This is a genomic window from Paenirhodobacter enshiensis (assembly GCF_000740785.1).
Taxonomy (GTDB): Bacteria; Pseudomonadota; Alphaproteobacteria; order Rhodobacterales; family Rhodobacteraceae; genus Rhodobacter; species Rhodobacter enshiensis.
The window spans coordinates 60,843-83,615 of record NZ_JFZB01000016.1 but is presented as its reverse complement, the minus strand read 5'-3'; the positions used below and the strand labels follow the sequence as shown (position 1 = coordinate 83,615).

Genomic DNA, 22,773 nt, shown 5'->3' with positions numbered 1-22,773 from the left:
CCCCAAAAAGCAAAGGGAAAATCATGGACCTTCCCGAGGCCTTAACCGACTGTTGCAGTTTGGCACAAGGCAGCGGCGAACCGGTCACAAGATGGCCCGGAAAGCCCGCGGGGCAAGGCCGGATACCGATATTTCACGGCACACCCCGGCCTGCGCGCAGCCCGCGGAACCGGCGCGGCCCGCATCTGCTGCATGACCGCTCTGCGCCGGGCGCAGCCGCTGCAGAAGGCGAGTCGCCCCCCTTCAGCGCAGCCGCCGGAACGGCAGGGTCAGCCCGAAGATCGCCGCCGCCGCCCCGACGATCGAGGGGCCACCGGGTGTATCCCAGTTCAGCGAAGCCGCGAGCCCTCCCAGCACGGAAGCCACGCCGATCGCCACCGCCCACAGCGCCATCGCCTCGGGCGAACGCGACAGCCGCCGCGCGGCCGCGGCCGGAACGATCAGCAGCGCCGCGATCAGCAGCGCGCCGACGATCTTGATCGCCACCGCCACCGTCAGCGCCAGCGCCAGCGTCAGCACCAGCTGCTCGCGCCGCGGGTCGATTCCCGAGGCGCGGGCGAGTTCCTCGTTCACTGTCGCGGTCAGCAACGCCTGCCAACGCCACGCCAGAAGCCCCGCGACGACCGCCGCCCCCGCCCAGATCAGCCCCACATCGCCCCAGCCGACCGACAGGATGTCGCCGAACAGGAAGCTTTCCAGATCGACCCGCAGCCCCGCGACGAACGACGCCGCGATCAGGCCGAAGGCCAGCGCCGAATGCGCCAGCACGCCGAGCACCGTGTCCATCGCCTGTCCGCGCGACGCCAGCCCCGCCACCGTCACCGCCATCGCCAGCGCGACCGCCAGCGTGCCGACATAAACCGGCAGGCCGAAGGCGAAGCTCAGCGCCACGCCCAGCACCGCCGCATGGGCCGTCGCATCGCCGAAATAAGCCATCCGGCGCCACACCACGAAAGACCCCAGGGGGCCCGTCGCCAGCGTCAGCCCCAGCCCCGCGGCTGCGGCACGAATCAGAAATTCATCAATCATCGAAGGCTCCCGGGGGCGGGTTCATCGGCCGCGGCCGGCAGCGGATGCGGATGCGCCGCATGGGGATGGATGGCATCGTGGCCGTGCCCCTCGTCGTCGTCATGGCTGTGGTCGTGGACATGGCGATACAGCGCGAACGCCCCGCCCGTGCCCAGCCCGAACAACGCACGATATTCCGGCGCGTCAGCCACGACGCGGGGCGTTCCCGCGCAGCACACATGCCCGTTCAGACACACCACCCGGTCCGAGGCCGCCATGACCACATGCAGATCGTGACTGACCATCAGCACCGCGCAGCCGGTTTCCGCCCGGGCCTCCTCGATCAGCCGATAGAAGGCCGCCGTGCCGGGCTGGTCGAGGCCCTGCGTCGGCTCGTCGAGGATCAGGATCTGCGGCCGCGACAGCAGCGCGCGCGCCAGCAGGACACGCTGGAACTGCCCGCCCGACAGCCCGGCAAGCGGTCGGGGGCCGATGCCCGCCACCCCGGTACGCACCAGCGCAGCCTCGGCCTCGGTATCGCCGACGCGGCGCGGCAGCGAAAGAAAGCGGCGCACCGTCATCGGCAGGCTGGCATCGATCGCCAGCCGCTGCGGCACATAGCCGATCGCCAGCCCCGGGGCGTGATACACCTCGCCCGCGGCCACCGGCTGGGCGCCGATCAGGGCGCGCAGCAGCGTCGACTTGCCCGAACCGTTCGGCCCGATCACCGTGACGATCTCGCCCGGATGGATGGCGAAATCGACATGCGACAGGACTTCGGCCGCGCCATGGCGCACCGAAATCCCCCGCGCCCCGATCAGCGGCGGGCGCTGTGTCGCAGTCACGATGCCAACTCCCTGGCCTTGCATTCCGGACACAGGCCGAGCGCCTCGATATTCGCCCGTTCGACGGTGAAGCCCGCCGCCGCCGCCGCCGCGTCGAGCGCGGAGCGCACCGGCTGCCCCGCCGCCTCGGCCACCACATTGCACGAGCGGCAGATCAGGAAGACCGGCGCATGGGTCTCGCCCGGGTGCATACAGGCCGCGAAGGCGTTGAGCCGCCGCACCCGATGCGCGAAACCGTTGTCGACCAGAAAATCGAGTGCCCGATAAGCCACCGGCGGCTGATGGCCGAACCCCTCGGCCGCCAGCCGGTCGAGCACCTCATAGGCGCCCATCGCCCGATGCTGTTCGAGCAAGATCTCCAGCACCCGCCGGCGCACCGGGGTCAGCCGCAGACCGAGACGGACGGCCTCGGCCTCGGCACGCGCCAGCGTGTCGGCGGTGCAATGCGCGTGATCATGCGCGCCAAAGGCCGGCTGCGGCTGCTCTGCTTCGCGGGTCATCGGATCCCATCGGGGCGAAAGGGAGAGGTTATCATGTAACAATCCGGCTTGACGGGTTATGAGGTAACATAGATAACCCGCCTCCGCACCACAAGGCCGCCACCCCCGGATCAAGGAGACTCAGATGCCACGTCCCGCCCTCGCCCGTCCGCTGACCCTGACTGCGCTGGCCCTGTGCTTTCCCGCGCTGGCCTCGGCCGGAGTGCCGAAGGTCGCCACCGACATCGCACCCACGCAATCGCTGGTGGCGCTGGTGATGGGCGACCTCGGTCAGCCGTCGATCCTGCTGAGCAAGGGGGCAAATGCGCACAGCTATCAGATGCGCCCCTCCGAGGCCCGCGCCCTCGATCAGGCCGATCTGGTGATCTGGATCGGGCCGGAGATGACCCCCTGGCTCGACCGGGCCATCGCGGCCTCGGGGCCGGCCCGGCCGCAGCTGGCGCTGCTGCACGCCGAAGGCACGAAGACCCGCAGCTTCGCCGGCGACGGCGACGAGGACGAGCACGAGGAAGGCCACGACCACGGACAGGACCACGAGCACACCGCCGGTGCGGATGGCACGATCCTCGACCCGCACGCCTGGCTGAACCCCGGGAATGCCGAGACCTGGCTGACCGTCATCGCCGACCGCCTTGGCACGCTCGACCCCGAGCACAAGGCGACCTATGCCGCCAATGCCGAGGCGGCGCGCGCCCGGATCGCGGAGATGGATGCCAGTCTCGAGGCCCGGCTGAAACCTGTCGCCGGCAAGCCCTTCGTCGTCTACCACGATGCCTATGGCTATTTCGCCGACCGCTACGGCCTTGCGGATGCGGGATCGGTCTCGCCGGGCGACGCGACTGACCCGGGCGCGGCGCATCTGTCGGAGCTGCGCGCCGAGCTGTCCGCGAAGCAGGTTGTCTGCGCCTTCCCCGAGGCCGCCCATGACCCGCGCCCGATGCAGCGCCTGATCGAGGGCACGACCACCCGCCTCGGCGGTGCACTCGACCCGGCCGGAACCGAGATGGAGCGCGGCCCCGATCTCTATGTCCGGACGCTCGAAAGCCTCGGCGATACGCTGCTCGCCTGTCTCGACAGGTAGGTCCCCGCACGCTTCGGGGCTTGCGCCCGCCGGCGCCCCTTCGCATGGTGGAGCCGGTCAGCGAGGAGCCCCCACCCCATGTCCGAACCCCTGCCGCCTCAGTCAGACCTCGTCCGGCTGTTTGCCGAGATCGCGCCCCGCTTCGGCCTGTCGCGGCCGGCCGGGCAATGTCTGGCCGCGATCTGGCGCGCGGCACAGGCGCCCTCGGCCGAGATGCTGACCGAGCAACTGGGGCTGTCGCGCACCAATGTCTCGGTCGCGCTGAAAGAGCTGCGTGGCGCCGGGCTGGTTCGTGCCGCGCGCAGCCCCGGATCGCGGCGCGATTATTTCGTCGCCGAAGCAGATCCCTGGGCGCTGCTGCGCGCGCTTCTGACCGAGCGCCACCGCCGCGACATCGCTCCGGTTGCCGACAGCCTTGCGCGGCTGGACAGCTCGGACCCGCGCATCGCGCCGCTGGCGGCGATGGTCACGCAGGCGGCGGAGTGGTTCGGCCAGCTGGCGCAGCTGGCGCCCGAAGACCTTGCCCGCACCCTTGCCGCCGCGCCCGAAGGCCGCAAGAAAAAGAAGAAGCGCGACAAGGACTGACCGCGCCATCTTTTGCACCCGTGGCGTTCACAAGCTGAGAAAGCCGGACGCCGGAATGAAAAGCCCCCGTCCGGGCGGGACAGGGGCTTTCGGTTCGGTCTGCGCTGCAGTGGCGGTCTCAGACGGCCATCTCGACGCCGAGATGCTTGGCCACGGCAAAGATGTCCTTGTCGCCGCGCCCCGACAGGTTGACCACGATGATATGGTCCTTCGGCAGGCCCGGCGCGATCTTCGTCACATGGGCGAGGGCGTGGCTCGGCTCCAGCGCGGGGATGATGCCCTCGGTCTTGCACAGCAGCTGGAACGCCGCCAGCGCCTCGACATCGGTGACCGAGACATATTCGGCGCGCCCGGTCTCATAGAGCCAGGCGTGCTCCGGCCCGATGCCAGGATAATCGAGCCCGGCCGAGATCGAATAGCCTTCGAGGATCTGGCCGTCCTCGTCCTGCAACAGATAGGTGCGGTTGCCGTGCAGCACGCCCGGACGCCCGCCGTTGAGCGAGGCACAATGCTCCATCCGCTCATCGACGCCCTTGCCGCCGGCCTCGACGCCGATGATCTTCACCGACTTGTCGTCGAGGAACGGGTGGAACAGCCCCATCGCGTTCGAGCCCCCGCCGATCGCTGCGACCAGCGTATCGGGCAGGCGGCCCTTGCCTTCCTGCTCTTCCAGCTGCCAGCGGGTCTCGTCGCCGATGATAGACTGGAAATCGCGCACCATCGCCGGATAGGGATGCGGGCCCGCCACCGTGCCGATGCAATAGAAGGTGTCGCGCACGTTGGTCACCCAGTCGCGCAGCGCCTCGTTCATCGCGTCCTTCAGCGTGCCGCTGCCCGAGGTGACGGCATGGACCTCGGCGCCCAGCAGACGCATCCGGAACACGTTCGGCGCCTGCCGCTCGACATCGGTCGCGCCCATGTAGACGACGCATTTCAGCCCGAAGCGCGCGCAGGCGGTGGCGGTCGCCACGCCATGCTGACCGGCGCCGGTCTCGGCGATGATCCGGGTCTTGCCCATCCGGCGCGCCAGCAGGATCTGCCCGATCACGTTGTTGATCTTGTGCGAGCCGGTATGGTTCAGCTCTTCGCGCTTGAGGTAGATCTTCGCCCCGCCGAGATGCTCGGTCAGGCGCGGCGCGAAATACAAAGGCGACGGCCGGCCGATGTAATACTTGCGCAGGTAGTCCATCTCGGCCCAGAAGTCCGGGTCTTTCTTGGCGCGCTCGTATTCGGCTTCCAGATCCAAGATCAGCGGCATCAGCGTCTCGGAAACGAAACGCCCGCCGAAGATGCCGAAACGGCCGTTTTCATCCGGCCCGGTGCGGTAGCTGTTGGGAAGGTCTTCGGCCATCGTCTTACCTCGCGTTGTTCTGAGAGGGCTTATCGCGATTGCTCCGACGGGTAAAGCGGCGGACCGGAGGAGGATGCGGATTCCGTCCCCGTCCGCCCGCATTCAGCCGCGCGCGGCGGCGATGAAGGCGCGGATCAGCGCCTCGTCCTTCACACCCGGCGCGGTTTCGACGCCCGAGGACACATCGACCTGATGCGCCCCGGTCAGCCGGATCGCCTCGGCCACGGTATCGGGGCGCAGCCCGCCCGCGAGCATCCACGGCTTGCTCCACACCCGGCCGGCGATCAGCCGCCAGTCGAAGGCGAGACCGTTGCCGCCGGGCAGCGCCGCACCCTTCGGCGCCTTGGCATCGAGCAGGATCTGATCGGCCACCGCCTCATAATCCGGCAGCGCGTCGAGATCGGCAGCCCCGGCCACCCCCACCGCCTTCATCACCGGCAGGCCGAAGCGCGCCCGCACCTCGGCGACGCGTTCGGGCGTCTCGTGGCCATGGAGTTGCAGCATATCGAGCGGCACCCGCTCGAGGATCGCCCCGATCGCGGCATCGTCTGCATCGACCAGCAGCGCCACCTTGGCGATGCCCGCGGGGGCCTCGAGCGCCAGCCCGCGCGCCGTTTCGGCAGTCACGTTGCGCGAACTTTTCGGGAAGAACACGAAGCCCAGATAGCTTGCCCCGGCTCCGGCGGCCCAGACGACATGCTCGGGCCGGGTCAGACCGCAGATCTTGACGCGCACGCCTTCGGGGCGCGCCGGACGGGACACGGCGACACGGACCATCTCAGCGTCCCGACTGATCGAGGAGCGCCAGAACCTCATCGCGCGGCTTGTCGGTCGTCGCACCGGCCTTCGCCGTCTCGCGTTCGATCTTGCGCAACTGCTTTTTCGCCGCCTGCCCCGAGGCCCGCGTGCGATGGGCGCGCAGCCATTCCCAGACGAAGCCCAGCAGGACACCGGCCAGAATGCCGCCGAAGATCACCAGGAACAGCGGCAGCCGCAGCGTCCAGTCCTGTCCGATGAAATCGCCGACGGCCGCGGGCAGCAGGTGCAGTTCCACGATATTGCGGTTCGCGAGCGCCAGAACCACCAGAACCAGCGCGACAAGCACCAGAACGAGACTGCGCAGCAGGCGGATCATGGTCATTCGTCGTCCGTCGGTTCCAGCCCGTTCAGCCGGTCGCGCAAGAGCTTTCCGGTCTTGAAGAACGGCACGTGCTTCTCGTCGACATCGACGGAATCGCCGGTGCGCGGGTTGCGCCCGGTGCGCGCGTCGCGTTTCTTCACCGAGAAGGCGCCGAAACCGCGCAGCTCGACCCGGTCGCCACGGGCCATCGCCTCGATGATCTCATCGAAGACGGTGCCGACGATCTTCTCGACGTCGCGCTGGAACAGGTGCGGGTTTTCCTCGGCAATCTTGGCGATCAGTTCGGAACGGATCATGCGGTTCTCCCCCCAGGGCCTTCCGGGTGGCAGCCCGGCGCATCGGATTCGCCGTGAACTATACGAAGATTTTTGTCGCGCTCAAACAGCAATGCGTTGAAATGCAACGAATTGCCGGCAGTTTGCGACGAATGGGAAACAAAAAGGCCCTGCCCGTCGCCGGGCAGGGCCGTGCGGAAAGGCCGAAGCCTTTCCGACAGAGATCACTCGCGGCCCTTGAGGGCGGCGCCGAGGATGTCGCCGAGCGACGCACCCGAATCGGACGAACCGTACTGTTCCACGGCTTCCTTTTCTTCGGCGATCTCGCGCGCCTTGATCGACACGCCGAGCTTGCGGGTCTTCGAGTCGACGTTGACGACGCGCACGTCGACCTTGTCGCCGACCTGGAAACGCTCGGGGCGCTGATCGGCACGGTCGCGGGCCAGGTCCGAACGACGGATGAAGGACTTCATGCCGTTGTATTCGACCTCGATGCCGCCATCCTCGATCGCGGTGACGGCCACGGTGATGACCGAACCGCGCTTCACGCCGTCAACGGCGTCCGAGAAGGTGTCGGCGTCCAGAGCCTTGATCGAGAGCGAGATACGCTCCTTCTCGATATCGACTTCGGTGACGGCGGCCTTGACCACGTCGCCCTTGCGATATTCCTGGATCGCTTCCTCGCCGCGCTTGTCCCACGACAGGTCCGACAGGTGCACCATGCCGTCGATGTCGTTGTCGAGGCCGACGAACAGACCGAATTCGGTGATGTTCTTGACTTCGCCTTCGATGACCGAACCGACCGGATGCGTTTCAGCGAACACTTCCCACGGGTTGCGCATGGTCTGCTTGAGGCCGAGCGACACGCGACGCTTCGCGGTGTCGATCTCGAGGACCATGACGTCGACTTCCTGCGAGGTCGAGACGATCTTGCCGGGGTGGACGTTCTTCTTGGTCCAGGACATTTCCGACACGTGGACCAGACCTTCGACACCGGCTTCCAGCTCGACGAACGCGCCGTAGTCGGTGATGTTGGTCACGCGGCCCTTGTGGACCGAACCGATCGGGAACTTCTGCTCGACCGAATCCCACGGGTCGGCCTGGAGCTGCTTCATGCCCAGGCTGATGCGGTGGGTTTCCTTGTTGATCTTGACGACCTGGACCTTGACGGTCTCGCCGATCGACAGGATCTCCGACGGGTGGTTCACGCGGCGCCACGCCATGTCGGTGACATGCAGCAGGCCGTCGACGCCGCCGAGGTCAACGAACGCACCGTATTCGGTGATGTTCTTGACCACGCCCTCGACCACCTGCCCCTCGGTGAGGTTCGAGATGACTTCGGCGCGCTGTTCGGCACGCGATTCTTCCAGGATGGCGCGACGCGACACGACGATATTGCCGCGGCGACGGTCCATCTTGAGGATCTGGAACGGCTGCTTGAGACCCATGAGCGGGCCGGCGTCGCGCACCGGGCGGACATCGACCTGCGAACCGGGCAGGAAGGCAACGGCGCCGCCGAGGTCGACGGTGAAGCCGCCCTTGACGCGGCCGAAGATGGCGCCTTCGACGCGCTCTTCGCTGGCGTAGGCCTTCTCCAGACGGTCCCAGGCTTCCTCGCGGCGAGCCTTCTCGCGCGAGATCACGGCTTCGCCGCGGGCGTTTTCGACGCGGTCGAGGTAGACTTCGACTTCATCGCCGACGGCGATGGTCGGGGCCTCGCCCGGGTTCGCGAATTCCTTCAGGTCGACGCGGCCTTCCATCTTGTAGCCGACATCGATGATGGCCTGGCCCGCCTCGATGGCGATGACCTTGCCTTTGACGACCGAACCCTCCTGAGGGGTGTCGATCTCGAGGCTTTCGTTGAGAAGGGCCTCGAATTCGTCCATGGACGTTTTATCAGTCATAAAGAAAAGTTCCTTTCGGGTCTGTTTCACGGGCCATGCGGTTGTCTCCGCCGGTCTTTGTCTGAATATGCCCCGAGACGCCGGTGCATCGGCACGGGCGCGGGACGCGGCCGATATACGCACGAATGCCCGTTCTGCCAAGCGAAGATTGGCCGCGCACGGGCCCGCGCGGCCCGAAACCCCCGCCGTTCAGCCGAAAAGCCGCGCCCGGCGCTGCCCGCCGGCCGAGGCGGCGATGCGCAGCAGCCGTCGCCGGTCGCCCGCAAGCGCCGATTCGACCAATCCCGCAAGGGCGCCGCGCGCCTTCAGATGCGCCACCAGATCGGAATGACCGAGGTCCGGGAAGAGCAGATGATCGACGTTTTCCGCGACGGGAAAGGCCAGCGCCTGCGCGAGATCGTCGCGCGCACCATGAAACAGCACCGCGCGGGTGGGCGGCGCGGGCAAGGGCGTCACCGGCCAGATCGCGGGCGGCAGCGCGTCGCTCCAGCGCGACCAGCGGCGTTCTTCGGGCATGTGGTCCGCGCGCACCGACCATTGCGGCCCGAAGGCGAGAACCGCCGTCACCGGCACCGCCTGCGCCGCGATCAGCGCCGAGACCGCCCCCATCGACAGCCCTATCGTCAAAACCCGACAAACCGGCGCGCGTTCTGAGACGAGGCCAAGCGCCTGCCGCAGCACCTCGGCGAAGCCCGGTGCATTTCCCCAGCTGCGGCTGTCGTCCGAGACGAACAGCGCCCGGCGCGGCGCGGCAGCCGTCCCCCGCCCGGTCGCCGTCGCGACGAATTCGGGCGAAGGCGTGCGGTCCGGGTCATGGCCGACCGAGGCGAAGCTGACGACCAGATCGCCACCCTCGCCGTCGCTGAAATCCACCTGCCAGGGCGCGGCCGCGACCAGCCGCGTCAGCGCGGCCATCGGCGCTCAGCCCAGACGCGCCGCGACCAGGGCGATGGCGCGGGCGGTGGCCTCTTCGATGCTCAGATCCGAAGTGTCGAGGCGCGTCGCATCCTCGGCCGGACGCAGCGGCGCATCGGCGCGGTTCATGTCGCGCTCGTCGCGCTCGCGCACCTCGGCCAGAACCTGCGCCGCGTCACCGCCGACTTCGAGCCAGCGGCGATGCGCGCGGACCTCGGGACTGGCGGTCACGAACAGCTTCACCTCGGCCGCGGGACAGATCACCGTGCCGATGTCGCGCCCGTCGAGGACCGCGCCGCCCTCGCGCCGGGCGAAGCGGCGCTGAAAGTCGAGAAGCGCCTGACGCACCTCGGGGATGACGGCGACCTTCGAGGCCGCCTGCCCCGCCGCCAGCGTGCGCAGATCGTCGCGCGCGAGGTCTTCGGGCGTCAGATCGCGGGCCGCGGCAACCGGATCGCCGCCCTTGACGCCGACGGCACGATAAAGCGCCCCGGTGTCCAGATGCGCGAAGCCGAAACGCGCGGCAACGGCACGGCTGATCGTGCCCTTGCCCGCCGCCGCCGGCCCGTCGATCGCCACGGTGAAGATCACAGCGATCCCTCCGCGACATCGGCGCCGAGGCCGCGCATCAGATCGCCGAACACCGGGAAGGAGGTCGCGATGGGCGAGGCGTCGTCGACCGCGACCGGCCGGTCGGTGACCAGCCCCAGAACCAGAAAGCTCATCGCGATGCGGTGGTCGATATGGGTGGCGACGATGGCACCGCCCGGCACGCCCGCCGCGCCCCGCCCATGCACCACCAGAACGTCCCGCTCTTCCTCGACCGTCACGCCGCAGGCTTCGAGGCCGCGCGCCATCGCGTCGATGCGGTCGGATTCCTTCACCCGCAGCTCTTTCACGCCGCGCATCACCGTCGTGCCCTCGGCCAGAGAGGCGACCGCCGCCAGCACCGGATATTCGTCGATCATCGAGGCCGCGCGCTCCGCCGGAACCTCGATGCCCTTCAGCGCGGAATGGCGCACGCGCAGATCGGCGACGGGCTCGCCGCCCTCCTCGCGCGGGTTCTCGAAGGCGATGTCGGCGCCCATCTCGACCAGCGTGGTGAACAGCCCGTTGCGGGTCGGGTTCTGGCTGACGCCGGGGACCACGATCTCCGATCCCGGCACGATCAGCGCGGCGCAGACCGGGAAGGCGGCCGAGGACGGATCGCGCGGCACCGCGACGCTCTGGCCGGTCAGCTCGGGGCGGCCCTGCAAGGTGATGACGCGGCCCTCGGGGGTGTCCTCGACGCTCAGCTCGGCGCCGAAGCCCTTCAGCATCCGCTCGGTATGGTCGCGGGTGGCTTCGGCCTCGACGACGACGGTCTGACCGGGCGCGTTCAGCCCGGCGAGCAGCACCGCCGACTTGACCTGCGCCGAGGGCACCGGCAGCACGTAGCGAACCGGCACCGGATTGCGCGCGCCGACCAGCGTCAGCGGCAGCCGCCCGCCCTCGCGCCCGACCGCCTGCGCGCCGAACAGCGCCAGCGGATCCGTCACCCGCCCCATCGGCCGCTTGCGCAGCGAAGCGTCGCCGGTGAACGTGGCATTGATCGGCGAGGTCGCCATCGCCCCCATGATCAGCCGCACCCCGGTGCCCGAATTGCCGCAGTCGATCACATCCGCAGGCTCGGCGAAGCCGCCCACGCCCACGCCATCGACGATCCAGTGACCGGGGCCAAGGCGTTCGACCGTCGCGCCGAAGGCCTGCATCGCCTTCGCGGTGTCGAGGACATCCTGTCCCTCCAGCAGCCCGGTGATCTCGGTCCGCCCGACCGAAAGCGCGCCGAGGATCAGCGCGCGATGCGAGATCGACTTGTCGCCGGGCACTTCGGCCACGCCGCAAAGAGCCGCGCCCTTGCGCGCGATCATGGGAACGGGGTCACCGTGGCCGGACATGAGGAACCTCCCTGTTTGGTCGTTCCCCTGTTAGCGCAACGGCGCGCCTGCCGGAAGGGTCAGCGGCGGAAGGTGGCGTAATCGGGCACCCGGCCCTCGCGCAGGGCCTTCTGCTCGTAGCGGGTGGAGATCCAGTCGGACCAGGGCGTGCCCGAATGCGCCTCGAGCCGGAAGCCGGCCTTCGGCACCTCTTCGAGGGCCTGTTCCATGTAGCTCGGGATATCGGTGGCGACGCGGAACTCGGCGCCCTCGGCCATGACGCGGAACAGCGGCACGAGGTAATCCTGATTGACGAAGCGGCGCCGGTGGTGGCGCGCCTTGGGCCAGGGATCGGGATAGTTCAGGAAGGTGCGCGCGATGGTGCCGTCGCGCAGCACATCCATCAGGTCGCGCACATCGCCCGGATGCACGGCGAGGTTGCTCACCCCCGCCTCGCGGATCTTGCCGAGCAGCATCGCGACGCCGTTGATGAACGGCTCGCAGCCGATGATGTTGATGCCGGGATAGGTCTTCGCCATGTGGACGAGATGCTCACCGCCGCCGAAACCGACCTCCAGCCAGACCGGATTGTCATTGCCGAACAGCGCCTGAAGGTCGAGCGGGCTGCGTTCCGGGTTCTCGTCGCGCCCGATGCCGCGCGGACGCAGCCGGTCGAGATCCTCGTCCAGATAGCTGCGCTGGCTGTTGCGCAGCGTCTTGCCGGAGCGCCGGCCATAGAAGTTGCGCCACTCCTGCACGGGCTGGGTGGACTCGGGGCCGTCTTCGGGCGGGAGGGGGGTGTCATCGGTCATGCGCGCGCCTCTAGGACGGGGCGCGGTGCCGGTCAAGCGGCTTGGACGGGCGATTGACCCGAAACGTGAACGGTGCTAGAACTTAAAGAGAACACTTGTCACTAGCCCGCAGGATGATCCCGATATGCTGACGCGCAAGCAGATGGAACTGCTCGACTTCATCCAGAAGCGCATGGACGCCGACGGCGTGCCGCCCTCGTTCGACGAAATGAAGGACGCGCTGGAGCTGCGCTCCAAATCCGGGATTCACCGGCTGATTACGGCGCTGGAAGAGCGCGGCTTCATCCGCCGCCTCGCCCATCGCGCCCGCGCCATCGAAATCGTCCGCCTGCCCGAGGCGATGGAGAAGGCGCGCCAGACAGCGGCAGGAAAGCCCGTGGCGAAACCCGCCGAACGGGCCGCGGAGACGAAGAAGGCCGCGGGCGGCAAAGTGGCCGATCTCGCCACGGCGCGCGACGGCAAAGCCGCGGGTGCAGCCGGGGCCGTCCAGGCGCTGGAACTGCCGGTGATGGGCCGGATCGCCGCCGGCGTGCCGATCGAAGCGATTTCCGAGGTCTCGCATCACGTCGCGGTGCCTGGCGCGATGCTGTCGGGGCGCAAGCAGCATTACGCCCTCGAGGTGCGCGGCGATTCGATGATCGACGCCGGCATCAACGACGGCGACATCGTGGTGATCTGCGAGCAGGACAGCGCCGACAATGGCGACATCGTGGTGGCCCTGGTCGATGAGCACGAGGCGACGCTGAAAAAATACCACCGCAAGGGCGGGATGATCGCACTCGAAGCGGCCAACCCGGCTTACGAGACGCGGCTTCTGCGCGAAGACCGGGTGCGCGTGCAGGGACGGCTGGTCGGTCTGATCCGCACCTATTCCTGATCCGCACCTAGCCCTGAGCAGAGTGGACAGCCCGGCAGCGGACGAAGAAGCGGTCGGGATTCAGCCCGTGCGGGACCACACTGGCAAGTGCGCAGGAACGGCGCAGGGCCGCAGACCTCAACCGATCACGAAACGGCCAAATGCAGACACAGGGGGCGGGTGGTTTCATGCGCTCCCAGCCTCCGGTGTCCGCCCGAACCGCGGTCATAGCGGCCGCGGCGCGCCAGGCGGGCGTCTTGCCGGGAAGTTTCCGGATCCGCAGGGCAATCTCCCGGGCAGAACGCAGACGGCCGACGACCGTGCCGCAGATCCGCGCCGGTCCGGCTGCGCCCTGAGGCGACGCCAGCCCCTTCAGATCATGGCGGTCACGGCGCATGACCCACTCAGGGCCCCGTAGAAACCGGCAAAGCACGGGTGGACGGGCCTGAAGTCTGCAAAAGAAGGCGCCGCTTCTGCGTTGTCCACTGCAGATCTTGAGACTTCACAGGTCAGCACGCCGGCAGACCATGACGGATAGAACCGGCCGTTCTCGCCAGCGCCTTCCCGTCTGACGGGCAATCCCCCCGAGGCGCACCTCGGGGATGCGCCGAACACATGGCGGACCACCAAGGAACCGCATCTGCGCCACCGCAACCGCGCGAAGGCTGCTGCCCCCCGGATACCCCGCCCAGGTCAGCACGGTCAGAACCGGTTGCCCCGGAGCGACCACAACCGAAGCCGCCCGGGCACATCCGTGACCCGGACCTGCCGCCGGGTGTCATAAGCCACCGCGCCGCTCTGGTTCAGCCGCGGCAGGTCCCACAGGGTGCACCCCGCCACATCCTGGTCCGCCCCGGCCCTGCCCGCGAGAATCACGATAGCCCCATCGTGACACACCGCCCGAACGGCCTCCGGCCCGGCCTTGCCACTCAGATGAACAACGACATGATTCTCCCAGACAGCGCTGCGCTGAGCGCGCGGCCCCTCGAACCCGATACGGGCGAAGGCTGTAGCAGGGGAAGACGCGTCGCCGTCCGCCTGCAACCATTCGGCAACGGCAAACTCTGCCCCGGGCTTCGAAAGGACCCGGCCCGCCGGTGTCATCAGACCGACCGCCTGCCCCCCGGACGCGATCAGCAGCGCGGGACGAGACGCGGCCAACCACAGTCCGGCCGCCACCACGATCGCCCCGACAGCCACCCCCCGCACCACACCGCGACCGACCACGGCGACCGCGGCCCCCACCGCCATCAACGGCAGAACCGCCGGGCCGGGCTGCACAACATAGCCCTGCGCCCCGTCAAGCGCTGCGATATGCCCGGCCACGAAGATCATCCAGCGCGTGCCCATTTCCATCAGCCACAGCGCCGGTGCGGCCAGACCGAACGGCGCCAGCACCGCGGCGATCACCCCCGCCGGCATCACCGCAACCCCCATCACCGGCACCGCCAGCATATTGGCGATCAACCCGTAACCCGACACCCGGCCGAACTGCGCCGCGGCAACCGGCCCCGTCGCCACCCCCGCCACCACCGAGGTCAGCGCAAGCCCCAGCACCGGCACCAACACCGGGCGCAGCCGCGCGGGCAACCTCTGTGCCCACCGCGTCCACGGGCCGAGCATGACGATCAGCCCCACCGTTGCCGCGAAAGACATCTGGAACCCCGGCTCGGTCAGGCTTTCGGGGCGCAGCAGCATCACCGCGACGGCCGCCAGCGCCACCGTTCGCAACGACAGCGCGCGCCTGTCGAACAGCACCGCCGCCAGCATCACCGCCGTCATGATATAGGCGCGCTGCGTCGCGACCTCGGGCCCGGCGATCCACAGATAAACCGTCGCCGCGATCAGCGCCGCGACCGCCGCGATCTTCTTCGTTGGCCAGCAGAGCGCCGCCGAACCCGCCAGCGCCAGCCCGTAGCGGACCGCCGCGAAGACGAACCCCGCCAGCATCCCCATGTGCAGCCCCGAAATCGACACGATGTGATACAGCCCCGAGGCCCGCATCGCATCGTTCGTCGCCGTCTCGATGCCGGAGCGGTCGCCCGTCATCAGCGCCGCGGCGACGGCCCCCGCCTGCCCCTCCATCCGGGCCTGCATCGCCTGCGACAACGACCGGCGCAGCCGGTCGCCGGCGAGCGACCAGTCGCCCGGAACCGGCGGTTCAACCACCAGAACCGGCGCCTGCGCGGAACCGACCGCGCCGAGCCGCGCAAACCACGCCATGCGGCGAAAATCCCATCCGCCCGGCTCTGCCGGACCGGGAGGCGGCTGCAGATGCGCCGTGGTCATCACGCGAAAGCCGGGCTCGGGCGGCGGGCCGGGGCCGAGCGTCAGCCGCACCCGCGCGGGCGTCTTTTCCATCGCGACACCCGACAGCACCAGCTGATCGAGCGTGATGCGCAGCTTGTCGCGCGCCGAACGGTCGACCTCGATCACCCGTCCTTCGACCGGGCCGTAATAGCGAAACGTCAGCACAGGTGCCGCGACCGAATGCGCGCGCCACACCGCCAGCAGCGCCCCGAAACAGACCAGCACCAGAAGCGCCGAGGGAAACCGCCCCGCCTCCGGCGCGAGGATCCAGGCCGCGAGACCGGCCGTCCCGAGCAGCACCAAAACCAGCACCTCAGGCCAGCCGGGCTCTCCGGGCCAGGAAAAATAGCCGCCGATCCCCAGCCCCATCGCGATGGGCGCCCAGAGGACGAGATCCGTCCGCGCCGCGATCAGCGCCGCCCCCCAGCCCGCGGCGCGCGCCGACAGCCAGAGTGGCACGGCCAGCCGCCCCCCTTGCCCGCCCGTCCCGATGGCCTCCTGCTCGGACACCTTGTTTCTCTGCCTCCGCACGCTTAGACAGTCCGGGAACAAGCCTATCGGCTTCACGGTTTACAGAAGGTTAACGCGCCCCCGCCCCAGAGACGGGCGCGCAGGAAAGGCCCCGATGTCGGATCAGATCGTTACCCGTTTCGCCCCCTCGCCCACCGGCTACCTGCATATCGGCGGCGCGCGCACCGCGCTGTTCAACTGGCTTTACGCGCGTGGCCACAACGGCAAGTTTCTGCTGCGTATCGAGGATACCGACCGCGTGCGGTCGACCCAGGCGGCGACGGATGCCATCCTCAAGGGTCTGAAATGGCTCGGCCTCGACTATGACGGCGAGGTGGTCAGCCAGTTCGAGCGCGTCCCCCGTCACGCCGAGGTCGCCCGCCAGATGCTGGAGCGCGGCTCTGCCTACAAATGCTTCTCGACCCAGGAAGAGATCGAGGCGTTCCGCGAGAAGGCCAAGGCCGAGGGCAGCTCGCAGCTGTTCCGCTCGCCCTGGCGCGATGCCGATCCCGCGACCTACCCGACCGATCGCCCCTATGTGATCCGCCTCAAGGCGCCGCGCGAGGGCGTCACGGTGATCCACGACAAGGTGCAGGGCGACGTGACGGTGAAGAACGCCCAGCTCGACGACATGATCTGCCTGCGCTCGGACGGCACGCCCACATACATGCTGGCCGTGGTGGTCGACGATCACGACATGGGCGTGACCCATGTGGTGCGTGGCGACGACCATCTGGTGAACGCGGCGCGGCAGATGCAGATCTATCTGGCGATGGGCTGGCCGGTGCCGAGCTACGCGCATATCCCGCTGATTCACGGACCCGACGGCAAGAAGCTGTCGAAGCGTCACGGCGCGGTGGGCCTGCACGAATATCAGGCGATGGGTTACCCGGCGGCGGGGATGCGCAACTATCTCGCCCGCCTCGGCTGGAGCCATGGCGACGACGAGTTCTTCACCGATGAACAGGCGAAAAGCTGGTTCGAACTCGACGACATCAACCGCGCGCCGTCGCGCCTCGACTTCAAGAAGCTCGAGAACATCTGCGGCAAGCACATGGCGATCATGAGCGATGCCGACATCCTCGAAGGCCTAGACGGCTATCTGGAGGCCGCCGGCCTTGACCCCATTCCCGCGACGCTGCGTCCCGGGCTGGAGGCCTCGCTGCCGTTCCTGAAGACCGCCTCGAAAACCTATGTGCAGCTGGTCGACAAGGCGGCGTTCGTGCTGTCCGGGCGGCCGATCGTGCCCGACGAGAAAGCGGCGAAGGCGCTCGATCCCGTATCCCGTGGTATACTCTCCGAATTGACGGAACAGTTGCGAAATGCTAGCTGGACGCGCGAGGAACTGGAGGCCATTGTCACCAAGGTGGCCGAGGCTCACGGGGTGGGAATGGGAAAAATTGCCGCACCCCTGCGCTCGGCACTGGCGGGGAGGTCAGTGACCCCCAGTCTGTTCGACATGATGATCGTTCTCGGTCGGGAGGAGACTCTGGCGAGGATGGAGGATCAGGCGGCCTGAGGCCCGGCCGCCTTTCCGGCGCGAGACCGGAGACGACATACCGGCGTGGCCACGCCGGACGACAGGAAAGGGTACCTCATGGCAGACACGAAGCGCGTTGCCACGCTGACGCTGGACGGGAAGACCTACGACGTCCCGGTCATTTCTCCGACCGTCGGCCCCGACGTTCTGGACATCCGCAAGCTCTACGGCCAGTCGGGCATGTTCACCTATGACCCCGGGTTCACCTCGACGGCATCGTGCGAATCCTCGATCACCTACATCGACGGTGACAAGGGCGAACTGCTGTATCGCGGCTACCCGATCGAACAGCTGGCCGAGAAATCGCATTACCTCGAGGTTTGCTACCTGCTGCTGAACGGCAGCCTGCCGAACAAGCAGGAGATGGACAGCTTCGAGACCATGGTGACCCGTCACACCATGGTGCACGAGCAGATGCACTACTTCTTCCGCGGCTTCCGTCGCGACGCCCATCCGATGGCGACGCTGGTCGGCGTGGTCGGCGCAATGTCGGCCTTCTACCACGATTCGACCGACGTCTCGGACGAGCGTCAGCGCGAGATCGCGGCGTTCCGCCTGATCGCCAAGCTGCCGACCATCGCGGCCATGGCCTACAAATACTCGATCGGTCAGCCCTTCGTGTATCCGCGCAACGATCTGAGCTACGCGGCGAACTTCCTGAACATGTGCTTCTCGGTCCCGGCCGAGACCTACACCGTCGCGCCGGAACTCGCCCGTGCGATGGACCGCATCATGATGCTGCACGCCGATCACGAGCAGAACGCCTCGACCTCGACGGTGCGTCTGGCGGGGTCGTCGGGTGCGAACCCGTTCGCCTGCATCGCGGCCGGCATCGCCTGCCTCTGGGGTCCGGCCCACGGCGGCGCCAACCAGGCCTGCCTCGAGATGCTGCGTCAGATCGGCTCGGTCGACCGCATCCCCGAGTTCATCGCCCGCGCCAAGGACAAGAACGATCCGTTCCGTCTGATGGGCTTCGGCCACCGGGTCTACAAGAACTTCGACCCGCGCGCGAAGGTCATGAAGCAGTCGGCGGATGAGGTGCTCGACCTGCTCGGCATCCACAACAACCCGACGCTTCAGGTTGCCAAGGAACTCGAGCGGATCGCTCTGGAAGACGAATATTTCGTCTCGAAGAAGCTCTATCCGAACGTCGACTTCTACTCGGGCATCATCCTCGAGGCGATGGGCTTCCCGACCTCGATGTTCACCCCGATCTTCGCGCTCAGCCGCACCGTGGGCTGGATCGCGCAGTGGAAGGAAATGATCTCGGATCCGACCGGCAAGATCGGCCGTCCGCGTCAGCTCTATACCGGCTCGCCCGCGCGCGATTACGTTCCGGTCGAGAACCGCTGATCGCAGCGACCCTGCGACACGAGAAGGCCGGGGATCTCCCCGGCCTTTTTCATGCCCGCCCCCCTTCACCCCCGGGACCGAAGCCTCGGCAACAGGGTTTAGCCCTGTGAACCGGATTTTCACTTGTCTATATCTCATTGTTTTAATTGACAATTGGCGTGAATTGCCGGACAGGGACCGCTCTTGCTGTCCGATCCGGAGACGCCCCATGACCCCCGCGACCATCGGCCTTCTGGCGCTTGGAATGTCCGTCGATGCCTTCGCTGCCGCACTCGGGCAAGGCGCCAGCGCGCGCCGGCGCGGGCTCGGTGCGCTCCTGGCGACGGGGGCGATCTTCGGCCTGGTCGAGGCCCTGACGCCGCTGATCGGCTGGGCGCTCGGGGTGATGGCAAGCTATGCCATCGCCGCCGTCGATCACTGGGTGGCGTTCGGGCTGCTGGCGGCGGTGGGGCTGCGCACCATTGCCGAGGCACTGCGCCCCGCCCCGGCACATGAGGCCCCGCGGCGGCTGTCCAACGGCTGGCTGCGGATCGTCGCGACGGCCGTGGGCACGTCGATCGACGCGATGGCGGTCGGCGTCTCGCTTGCCTTCGTAGACGTGCCGATCCTTGCCGTCGCAGCGGCGATCGGGGTGACGACGACGGCGATGGCGCTGCTCGGCCTCGGGCTCGGGCGCAGGCTCGGTCAGCGCTTCGGCCGGGGCGTCGAACTGGTCGGCGGCCTCGTGCTGATCGGTGTCGGCGCGACGATCCTTGTCGAACATCTGAGGGCCTGACCCCCCTTTTTCCGTGGCCGGAACGACTCAGCGCCCGGCTTTCCGTCCCGCCCGGCTTGCCCGATGCGCCCCCGGAGGGTAATCAATCAGCAAGCGACCCAGGGGGAACGGATGCGCATTCTCATCACCAACGACGACGGCATCCACGCACCGGGCCTCGACGTTCTGCACGACATCGCGGCCGATCTGGCGGGCCCCGAGGGCGAGGTCTGGACCGTCGCGCCCGCCTTCGAGCAGTCGGGCGTCGGCCATTGCGTCAGCTACACCCGGCCGATGCTGCTGGCAAAGCACGGCCCGCGCCGCTTCGCGGCCGAGGGCAGCCCCGCCGATTGCGTCCTTGCCGGCCTTTATGACGTGCTGCATGACGGCCGGCCGGATCTGGTGCTGTCGGGCGTCAATGCCGGCAACAACTCGGCCGAGAATGCACTTTATTCGGGCACGCTCGGTGGTGCGATGGAAGCCGCGTTGCAAGGCGTGCCCGCTATCGCCCTGTCGCAGTTCTTCGGCCCCGAAAGCCGCGAGAACCCGTTCGACGCCGCCCGCACCCTAGGCCCCGATCTGGTGCGCCGGCTGTGGGAAAAGGGCGTGTGGGACAACGGCCCCTATCGGGTGTTCTACAGCATCAACTTCCCGCCGCTGCCGGCCGCACGGGTGCGCGGCTTCAAGGTCGCGGCGCAGGGCTACCGCACCGACAGTTTCATGAGCGTCGAGCCGAGCCTGTCGCCCTCGGGGCGGCGCTTCCTTTGGGTCAAGGGCGGAGAACAGCACGTCGCCGCCCAGCCCGGCACCGATGCGACGGTGAACCTCGACGGCTGGATCTCGGTGACACCGATGCGCGCCGATCTGACCGCTCATGACGTCCTCGCCGAGCTGGAGGCCAGCCTCGCATGAGCACAGGGCCCGGCGCCGAGGACAGTCCCCCCCCGGGCCCCGTCTCGCCCGCAGAGCTGGCCGAGCGCAAGATGCGCTTTCTGTTCGCGCTGCGCCAGCAGGGCCTGACAGACATGCGTGTGCTCTCCGCGATGGAGCGCATCGACCGCGGCGCCTTCGTGCGCGGCATCTTTGCCGCCCGCGCCTACGAGGACACCCCCCTGCCGATCCCCTGCGGCCAGACGATCTCGCAACCTTCGGTCGTCGCGCTGATGACCCAGGCGCTGCAGATCGGGCCGCGCGATACCGTGCTCGAGGTCGGCACCGGATCGGGCTATCAGGCGGCGATCCTCGCCTGTCTCGGCCGGCGGGTCTATACCGTCGACCGTCACCGCGATCTGGTGCGCGCCGCGGTGCAGCGCTTCGAGGCGCTCGGGCTGAGCAACATCGTCGCCATCGCCGCCGACGGCTCTCGCGGGCTGCCCGATCAGGCGCCGTTCGACCGCATCCTCGTGACCGCCGCCGCCGAGGACCCGCCCGGCCCGCTGTTGTCGCAACTCAAGATCGGCGGTATCATGATCGTCCCGGTCGGTCAGTCCGATACCGTCCAGAGCCTGATCCGCGTCACCCGCAGCGAAACCGGCTTCGACTACGAGGAGCTGCGCCCGGTGCGTTTCGTGCCTCTGGTCGAGGGAATGGCCACCGACTGAGGCCTGCCCGGCGTCTGGCCTTCCCGGCCTGACCGCAGGCATGACAGCGACCGGCAAGACCAAGGCCCCGGCGAACAGGGGCCGCAACCAGACGACGAGGACCGAGCATGACAGCGACCCTTCCCTTCCCCGGAGCCGTCGGCACCGCAGCCCGCCGGACCGGCTTTCGTGCCCTGTCGCGCCCGGCGGGCCTGATCGTGGCCGGCGCTGCGGTGCTGGCTCTGTCGGCCTGCGGCGACCCCGATCTGCGCCGCTACGGCAAGCTTGGCTTCGACACGTCCTCGGCGGCGAGCGAGGCGACGCTCAGCCGGCCGACGCCCGACGACCGCGGCATCATCTCCTATCCGAACTACCAGGTCGCGGTGGCGCGGCGCGGCGACAGCGTTGCCTCCATCGCCAACCGCATTGGCATGGATCCGGCGACGCTGGCGAAGTTCAACGCCCTCGACACCGGCACGACACTGAACAAGGGCGAGGTTCTGGCCCTGCCGCAGCGTGTGGCCGAGCCGGTCGCACCTGCCGGTGCGGCCACAGCCCCTGCCGCGGGCGTCGACATCGCCTCGCTTGCGTCCTCGGCGATCGAGCGTGCGCCCACGGCCCCGGCCCCGGCCGCACCGGCCAGCAGTCCCGCACCGCAGGCCCGCACCGCGGCGATCCAGCCGGCTGCGGCCGAACCTCTGCGTCATCGTGTCAGCCGTGGCGAAACCGCCTTCACCATCGCCCGCGCTTACAACGTCTCGCCGAAAGCGCTGGCCGAATGGAACGGGCTGTCCTCCGACATGAGCGTGCGCGAAGGCCAGTATCTGCTGATCCCGCCGAGCGCGGGCAAGAATACCGGCGCACTCAGCACCGTCACCGCGCCCGGCGAAGGCTCGCCGACGCCGCTGCCGCCTTCGGCCTCGCAGCCGCTGCCCGCCGACGACACGCCCGCCGCCTCGACCCCGGTCGACACCTCGTCCGCCCCCGATCTCGGCAGCAGCCGCAGCGCCTCGGCGCAGTCGCAGCTGATGATGCCGGTTCAGGGCAAGATCGTGCACCCCTACGTGAAGAAGAAGAACGACGGCATCGACATCTCGGCCCCCGCCGGCACTTCGGTGAAGGCCGCAGAGGGCGGCACCGTCGCGGCGATCACCAAGGACACCGAGGGCGTGCCGATCATGGTGCTGCGTCACCCCGACGGGCTCCTGACCGTCTATGCCAATGTCGACGCCATCGCCGTCGCCAAGGGGGACAGCGTGAAACGCGGCCAGAGCATCGCGAAAACCCGCCCGGGCAGCGACAGCTATCTGCATTTCGAGGTGCGAAAGGGCTTCGACAGCGTGGATCCGGTCCCCTACCTGCAATAGACGACGGCCATTCACGAAGCGGAAATCGCGCCGGGGGCTCTGCCCCCGCTGCGGCAAGCCGCAGCTCCCCCGGGATATTTGGGGCGAATCGAAAGGCAAACGAGACGCCCGAGCACCGGCTGCCGGTTCCGGACCTGCCCTGTCCGCCCCCCCTGCTTTCATCTTTCCCA

22 protein-coding genes are annotated in these 22,773 nt (G+C 68.4%); 9 read left to right on the top strand and 13 right to left on the bottom strand.

What is annotated here, in order from left to right; all coding sequences use genetic code 11:
* Window positions 1-243: 243 nt before the first annotated feature.
* From CG50_RS09940 to CG50_RS09930, 3 genes are read right to left on the bottom strand one after another with little or no spacing between them, the layout of a single operon-like run.
* Window positions 244-1,029: an iron chelate uptake ABC transporter family permease subunit gene (locus CG50_RS09940; protein ID WP_036637684.1), complete on the bottom strand. Its 786-nt coding sequence runs from the start codon at window positions 1,027-1,029 to the stop codon at window positions 244-246.
* The gene (locus tag CG50_RS09935) at window positions 1,026-1,853 is read right to left on the bottom strand and encodes a metal ABC transporter ATP-binding protein (protein WP_245615677.1); all 828 of its coding nucleotides are present in this window, start codon (window positions 1,851-1,853) and stop codon (window positions 1,026-1,028) included. Before CG50_RS09935 ends, CG50_RS09940 begins: the two co-directional genes overlap by 4 nt.
* Window positions 1,850-2,353 carry a Fur family transcriptional regulator gene (locus CG50_RS09930; protein ID WP_036637682.1) on the bottom strand — a complete coding sequence of 168 codons (504 nt, stop codon included), beginning with the start codon at window positions 2,351-2,353 and terminating at the stop codon, window positions 1,850-1,852. The genes CG50_RS09935 and CG50_RS09930 overlap by 4 nt, the downstream gene beginning before the upstream one ends.
* Window positions 2,354-2,477: 124 nt before the next feature.
* On the opposite strand from CG50_RS09930, the gene CG50_RS09925 reads away from it, so the two are divergent.
* Both CG50_RS09925 and CG50_RS16240 read left to right on the top strand, forming a co-directional pair.
* Window positions 2,478-3,434, top strand: a complete 957-nt coding sequence (locus CG50_RS09925; protein WP_051909857.1) for a zinc ABC transporter substrate-binding protein — start codon at window positions 2,478-2,480, stop codon at window positions 3,432-3,434.
* Between the two features lie 78 nt (window positions 3,435-3,512).
* Complete coding sequence (locus tag CG50_RS16240) at window positions 3,513-4,019, top strand: GbsR/MarR family transcriptional regulator (RefSeq protein ID WP_051909855.1); 507 nt, start codon at window positions 3,513-3,515, stop codon at window positions 4,017-4,019.
* 118 nt (window positions 4,020-4,137) lie between these two features.
* On the opposite strand, the gene trpB is transcribed toward CG50_RS16240, so the two are convergent.
* The 9 genes from trpB to trmB all read right to left on the bottom strand — a co-directional run bounded on the left by trpB (window position 4,138) and on the right by trmB (window position 12,333).
* Window positions 4,138-5,370 carry a tryptophan synthase subunit beta gene (trpB, locus tag CG50_RS09915; RefSeq protein WP_036637680.1) on the bottom strand — a complete coding sequence of 411 codons (1,233 nt, stop codon included), beginning with the start codon at window positions 5,368-5,370 and terminating at the stop codon, window positions 4,138-4,140.
* Between the two features lie 102 nt (window positions 5,371-5,472).
* Window positions 5,473-6,147, bottom strand: coding sequence for a phosphoribosylanthranilate isomerase (locus CG50_RS09910; RefSeq protein WP_051909853.1), 675 nt, complete (start codon window positions 6,145-6,147; stop codon window positions 5,473-5,475).
* A gap of 1 nt (window position 6,148) precedes the next feature.
* Complete coding sequence (locus CG50_RS09905) at window positions 6,149-6,511, bottom strand: LapA family protein (protein ID WP_245615676.1); 363 nt, start codon at window positions 6,509-6,511, stop codon at window positions 6,149-6,151.
* Entirely contained in the window at window positions 6,508-6,807 is a 300-nt protein-coding gene (gene ihfB / locus CG50_RS09900; protein ID WP_036637678.1) for an integration host factor subunit beta, read from the bottom strand. Before ihfB ends, CG50_RS09905 begins: the two co-directional genes overlap by 4 nt.
* 203 nt (window positions 6,808-7,010) lie before the next feature.
* Window positions 7,011-8,690 (bottom strand): 30S ribosomal protein S1, encoded by a 1,680-nt coding sequence (rpsA, locus tag CG50_RS09895; protein WP_036637668.1) that lies wholly within the window; start codon window positions 8,688-8,690, stop codon window positions 7,011-7,013.
* 189 nt (window positions 8,691-8,879) lie between these two features.
* Window positions 8,880-9,605, bottom strand: coding sequence for an alpha/beta fold hydrolase (locus CG50_RS09890; protein WP_036637666.1), 726 nt, complete (start codon window positions 9,603-9,605; stop codon window positions 8,880-8,882).
* A gap of 6 nt (window positions 9,606-9,611) precedes the next feature.
* On the bottom strand, window positions 9,612-10,196 hold the full coding sequence (locus CG50_RS09885; RefSeq protein ID WP_036637664.1) for a (d)CMP kinase: 585 nt from the start codon (window positions 10,194-10,196) through the stop codon (window positions 9,612-9,614).
* A complete protein-coding gene (aroA, locus tag CG50_RS09880; protein ID WP_036637662.1) occupies window positions 10,193-11,542 on the bottom strand; it encodes a 3-phosphoshikimate 1-carboxyvinyltransferase in 1,350 nt (449 codons plus the stop codon). Before aroA ends, CG50_RS09885 begins: the two co-directional genes overlap by 4 nt.
* Window positions 11,543-11,601: 59 nt before the next feature.
* Window positions 11,602-12,333, bottom strand: a complete 732-nt coding sequence (gene trmB, locus CG50_RS09875) for a tRNA (guanosine(46)-N7)-methyltransferase TrmB (RefSeq protein WP_036637660.1) — start codon at window positions 12,331-12,333, stop codon at window positions 11,602-11,604.
* Window positions 12,334-12,457: 124 nt separating this feature from the next.
* Here trmB and lexA point away from each other — a divergent pair, with 124 nt between their 5' ends.
* On the top strand, window positions 12,458-13,210 hold the full coding sequence (gene lexA, locus CG50_RS09870; protein WP_036637658.1) for a transcriptional repressor LexA: 753 nt from the start codon (window positions 12,458-12,460) through the stop codon (window positions 13,208-13,210).
* Between the two features lie 681 nt (window positions 13,211-13,891).
* On the opposite strand, the gene CG50_RS09865 is transcribed toward lexA, so the two are convergent.
* Window positions 13,892-16,009 (bottom strand): ComEC/Rec2 family competence protein, encoded by a 2,118-nt coding sequence (locus CG50_RS09865; protein WP_051909851.1) that lies wholly within the window; start codon window positions 16,007-16,009, stop codon window positions 13,892-13,894.
* A gap of 115 nt (window positions 16,010-16,124) precedes the next feature.
* Between CG50_RS09865 and gltX the strand changes: the two genes are divergently transcribed.
* The 6 genes from gltX to CG50_RS09835 all read left to right on the top strand — a co-directional run bounded on the left by gltX (window position 16,125) and on the right by CG50_RS09835 (window position 22,603).
* Complete coding sequence (gene gltX, locus CG50_RS09860; RefSeq protein WP_036637657.1) at window positions 16,125-17,528, top strand: glutamate--tRNA ligase; 1,404 nt, start codon at window positions 16,125-16,127, stop codon at window positions 17,526-17,528.
* Window positions 17,529-17,606: 78 nt separating this feature from the next.
* Entirely contained in the window at window positions 17,607-18,902 is a 1,296-nt protein-coding gene (gltA, locus tag CG50_RS09855) for a citrate synthase (protein ID WP_036637655.1), read from the top strand.
* A 208-nt stretch (window positions 18,903-19,110) separates the two neighbouring features.
* Window positions 19,111-19,677, top strand: a complete 567-nt coding sequence (locus tag CG50_RS09850; RefSeq protein WP_036637653.1) for a manganese efflux pump MntP — start codon at window positions 19,111-19,113, stop codon at window positions 19,675-19,677.
* A 111-nt stretch (window positions 19,678-19,788) separates the two neighbouring features.
* Complete coding sequence (gene surE, locus CG50_RS09845) at window positions 19,789-20,568, top strand: 5'/3'-nucleotidase SurE (RefSeq protein WP_036637652.1); 780 nt, start codon at window positions 19,789-19,791, stop codon at window positions 20,566-20,568.
* On the top strand, window positions 20,565-21,257 hold the full coding sequence (locus CG50_RS09840; RefSeq protein ID WP_051909849.1) for a protein-L-isoaspartate(D-aspartate) O-methyltransferase: 693 nt from the start codon (window positions 20,565-20,567) through the stop codon (window positions 21,255-21,257). Before surE ends, CG50_RS09840 begins: the two co-directional genes overlap by 4 nt.
* Window positions 21,258-21,364: 107 nt before the next feature.
* The gene (locus CG50_RS09835) at window positions 21,365-22,603 is read left to right on the top strand and encodes a LysM peptidoglycan-binding domain-containing M23 family metallopeptidase (RefSeq protein WP_081880374.1); all 1,239 of its coding nucleotides are present in this window, start codon (window positions 21,365-21,367) and stop codon (window positions 22,601-22,603) included.
* Window positions 22,604-22,773 lie beyond the last annotated feature (170 nt).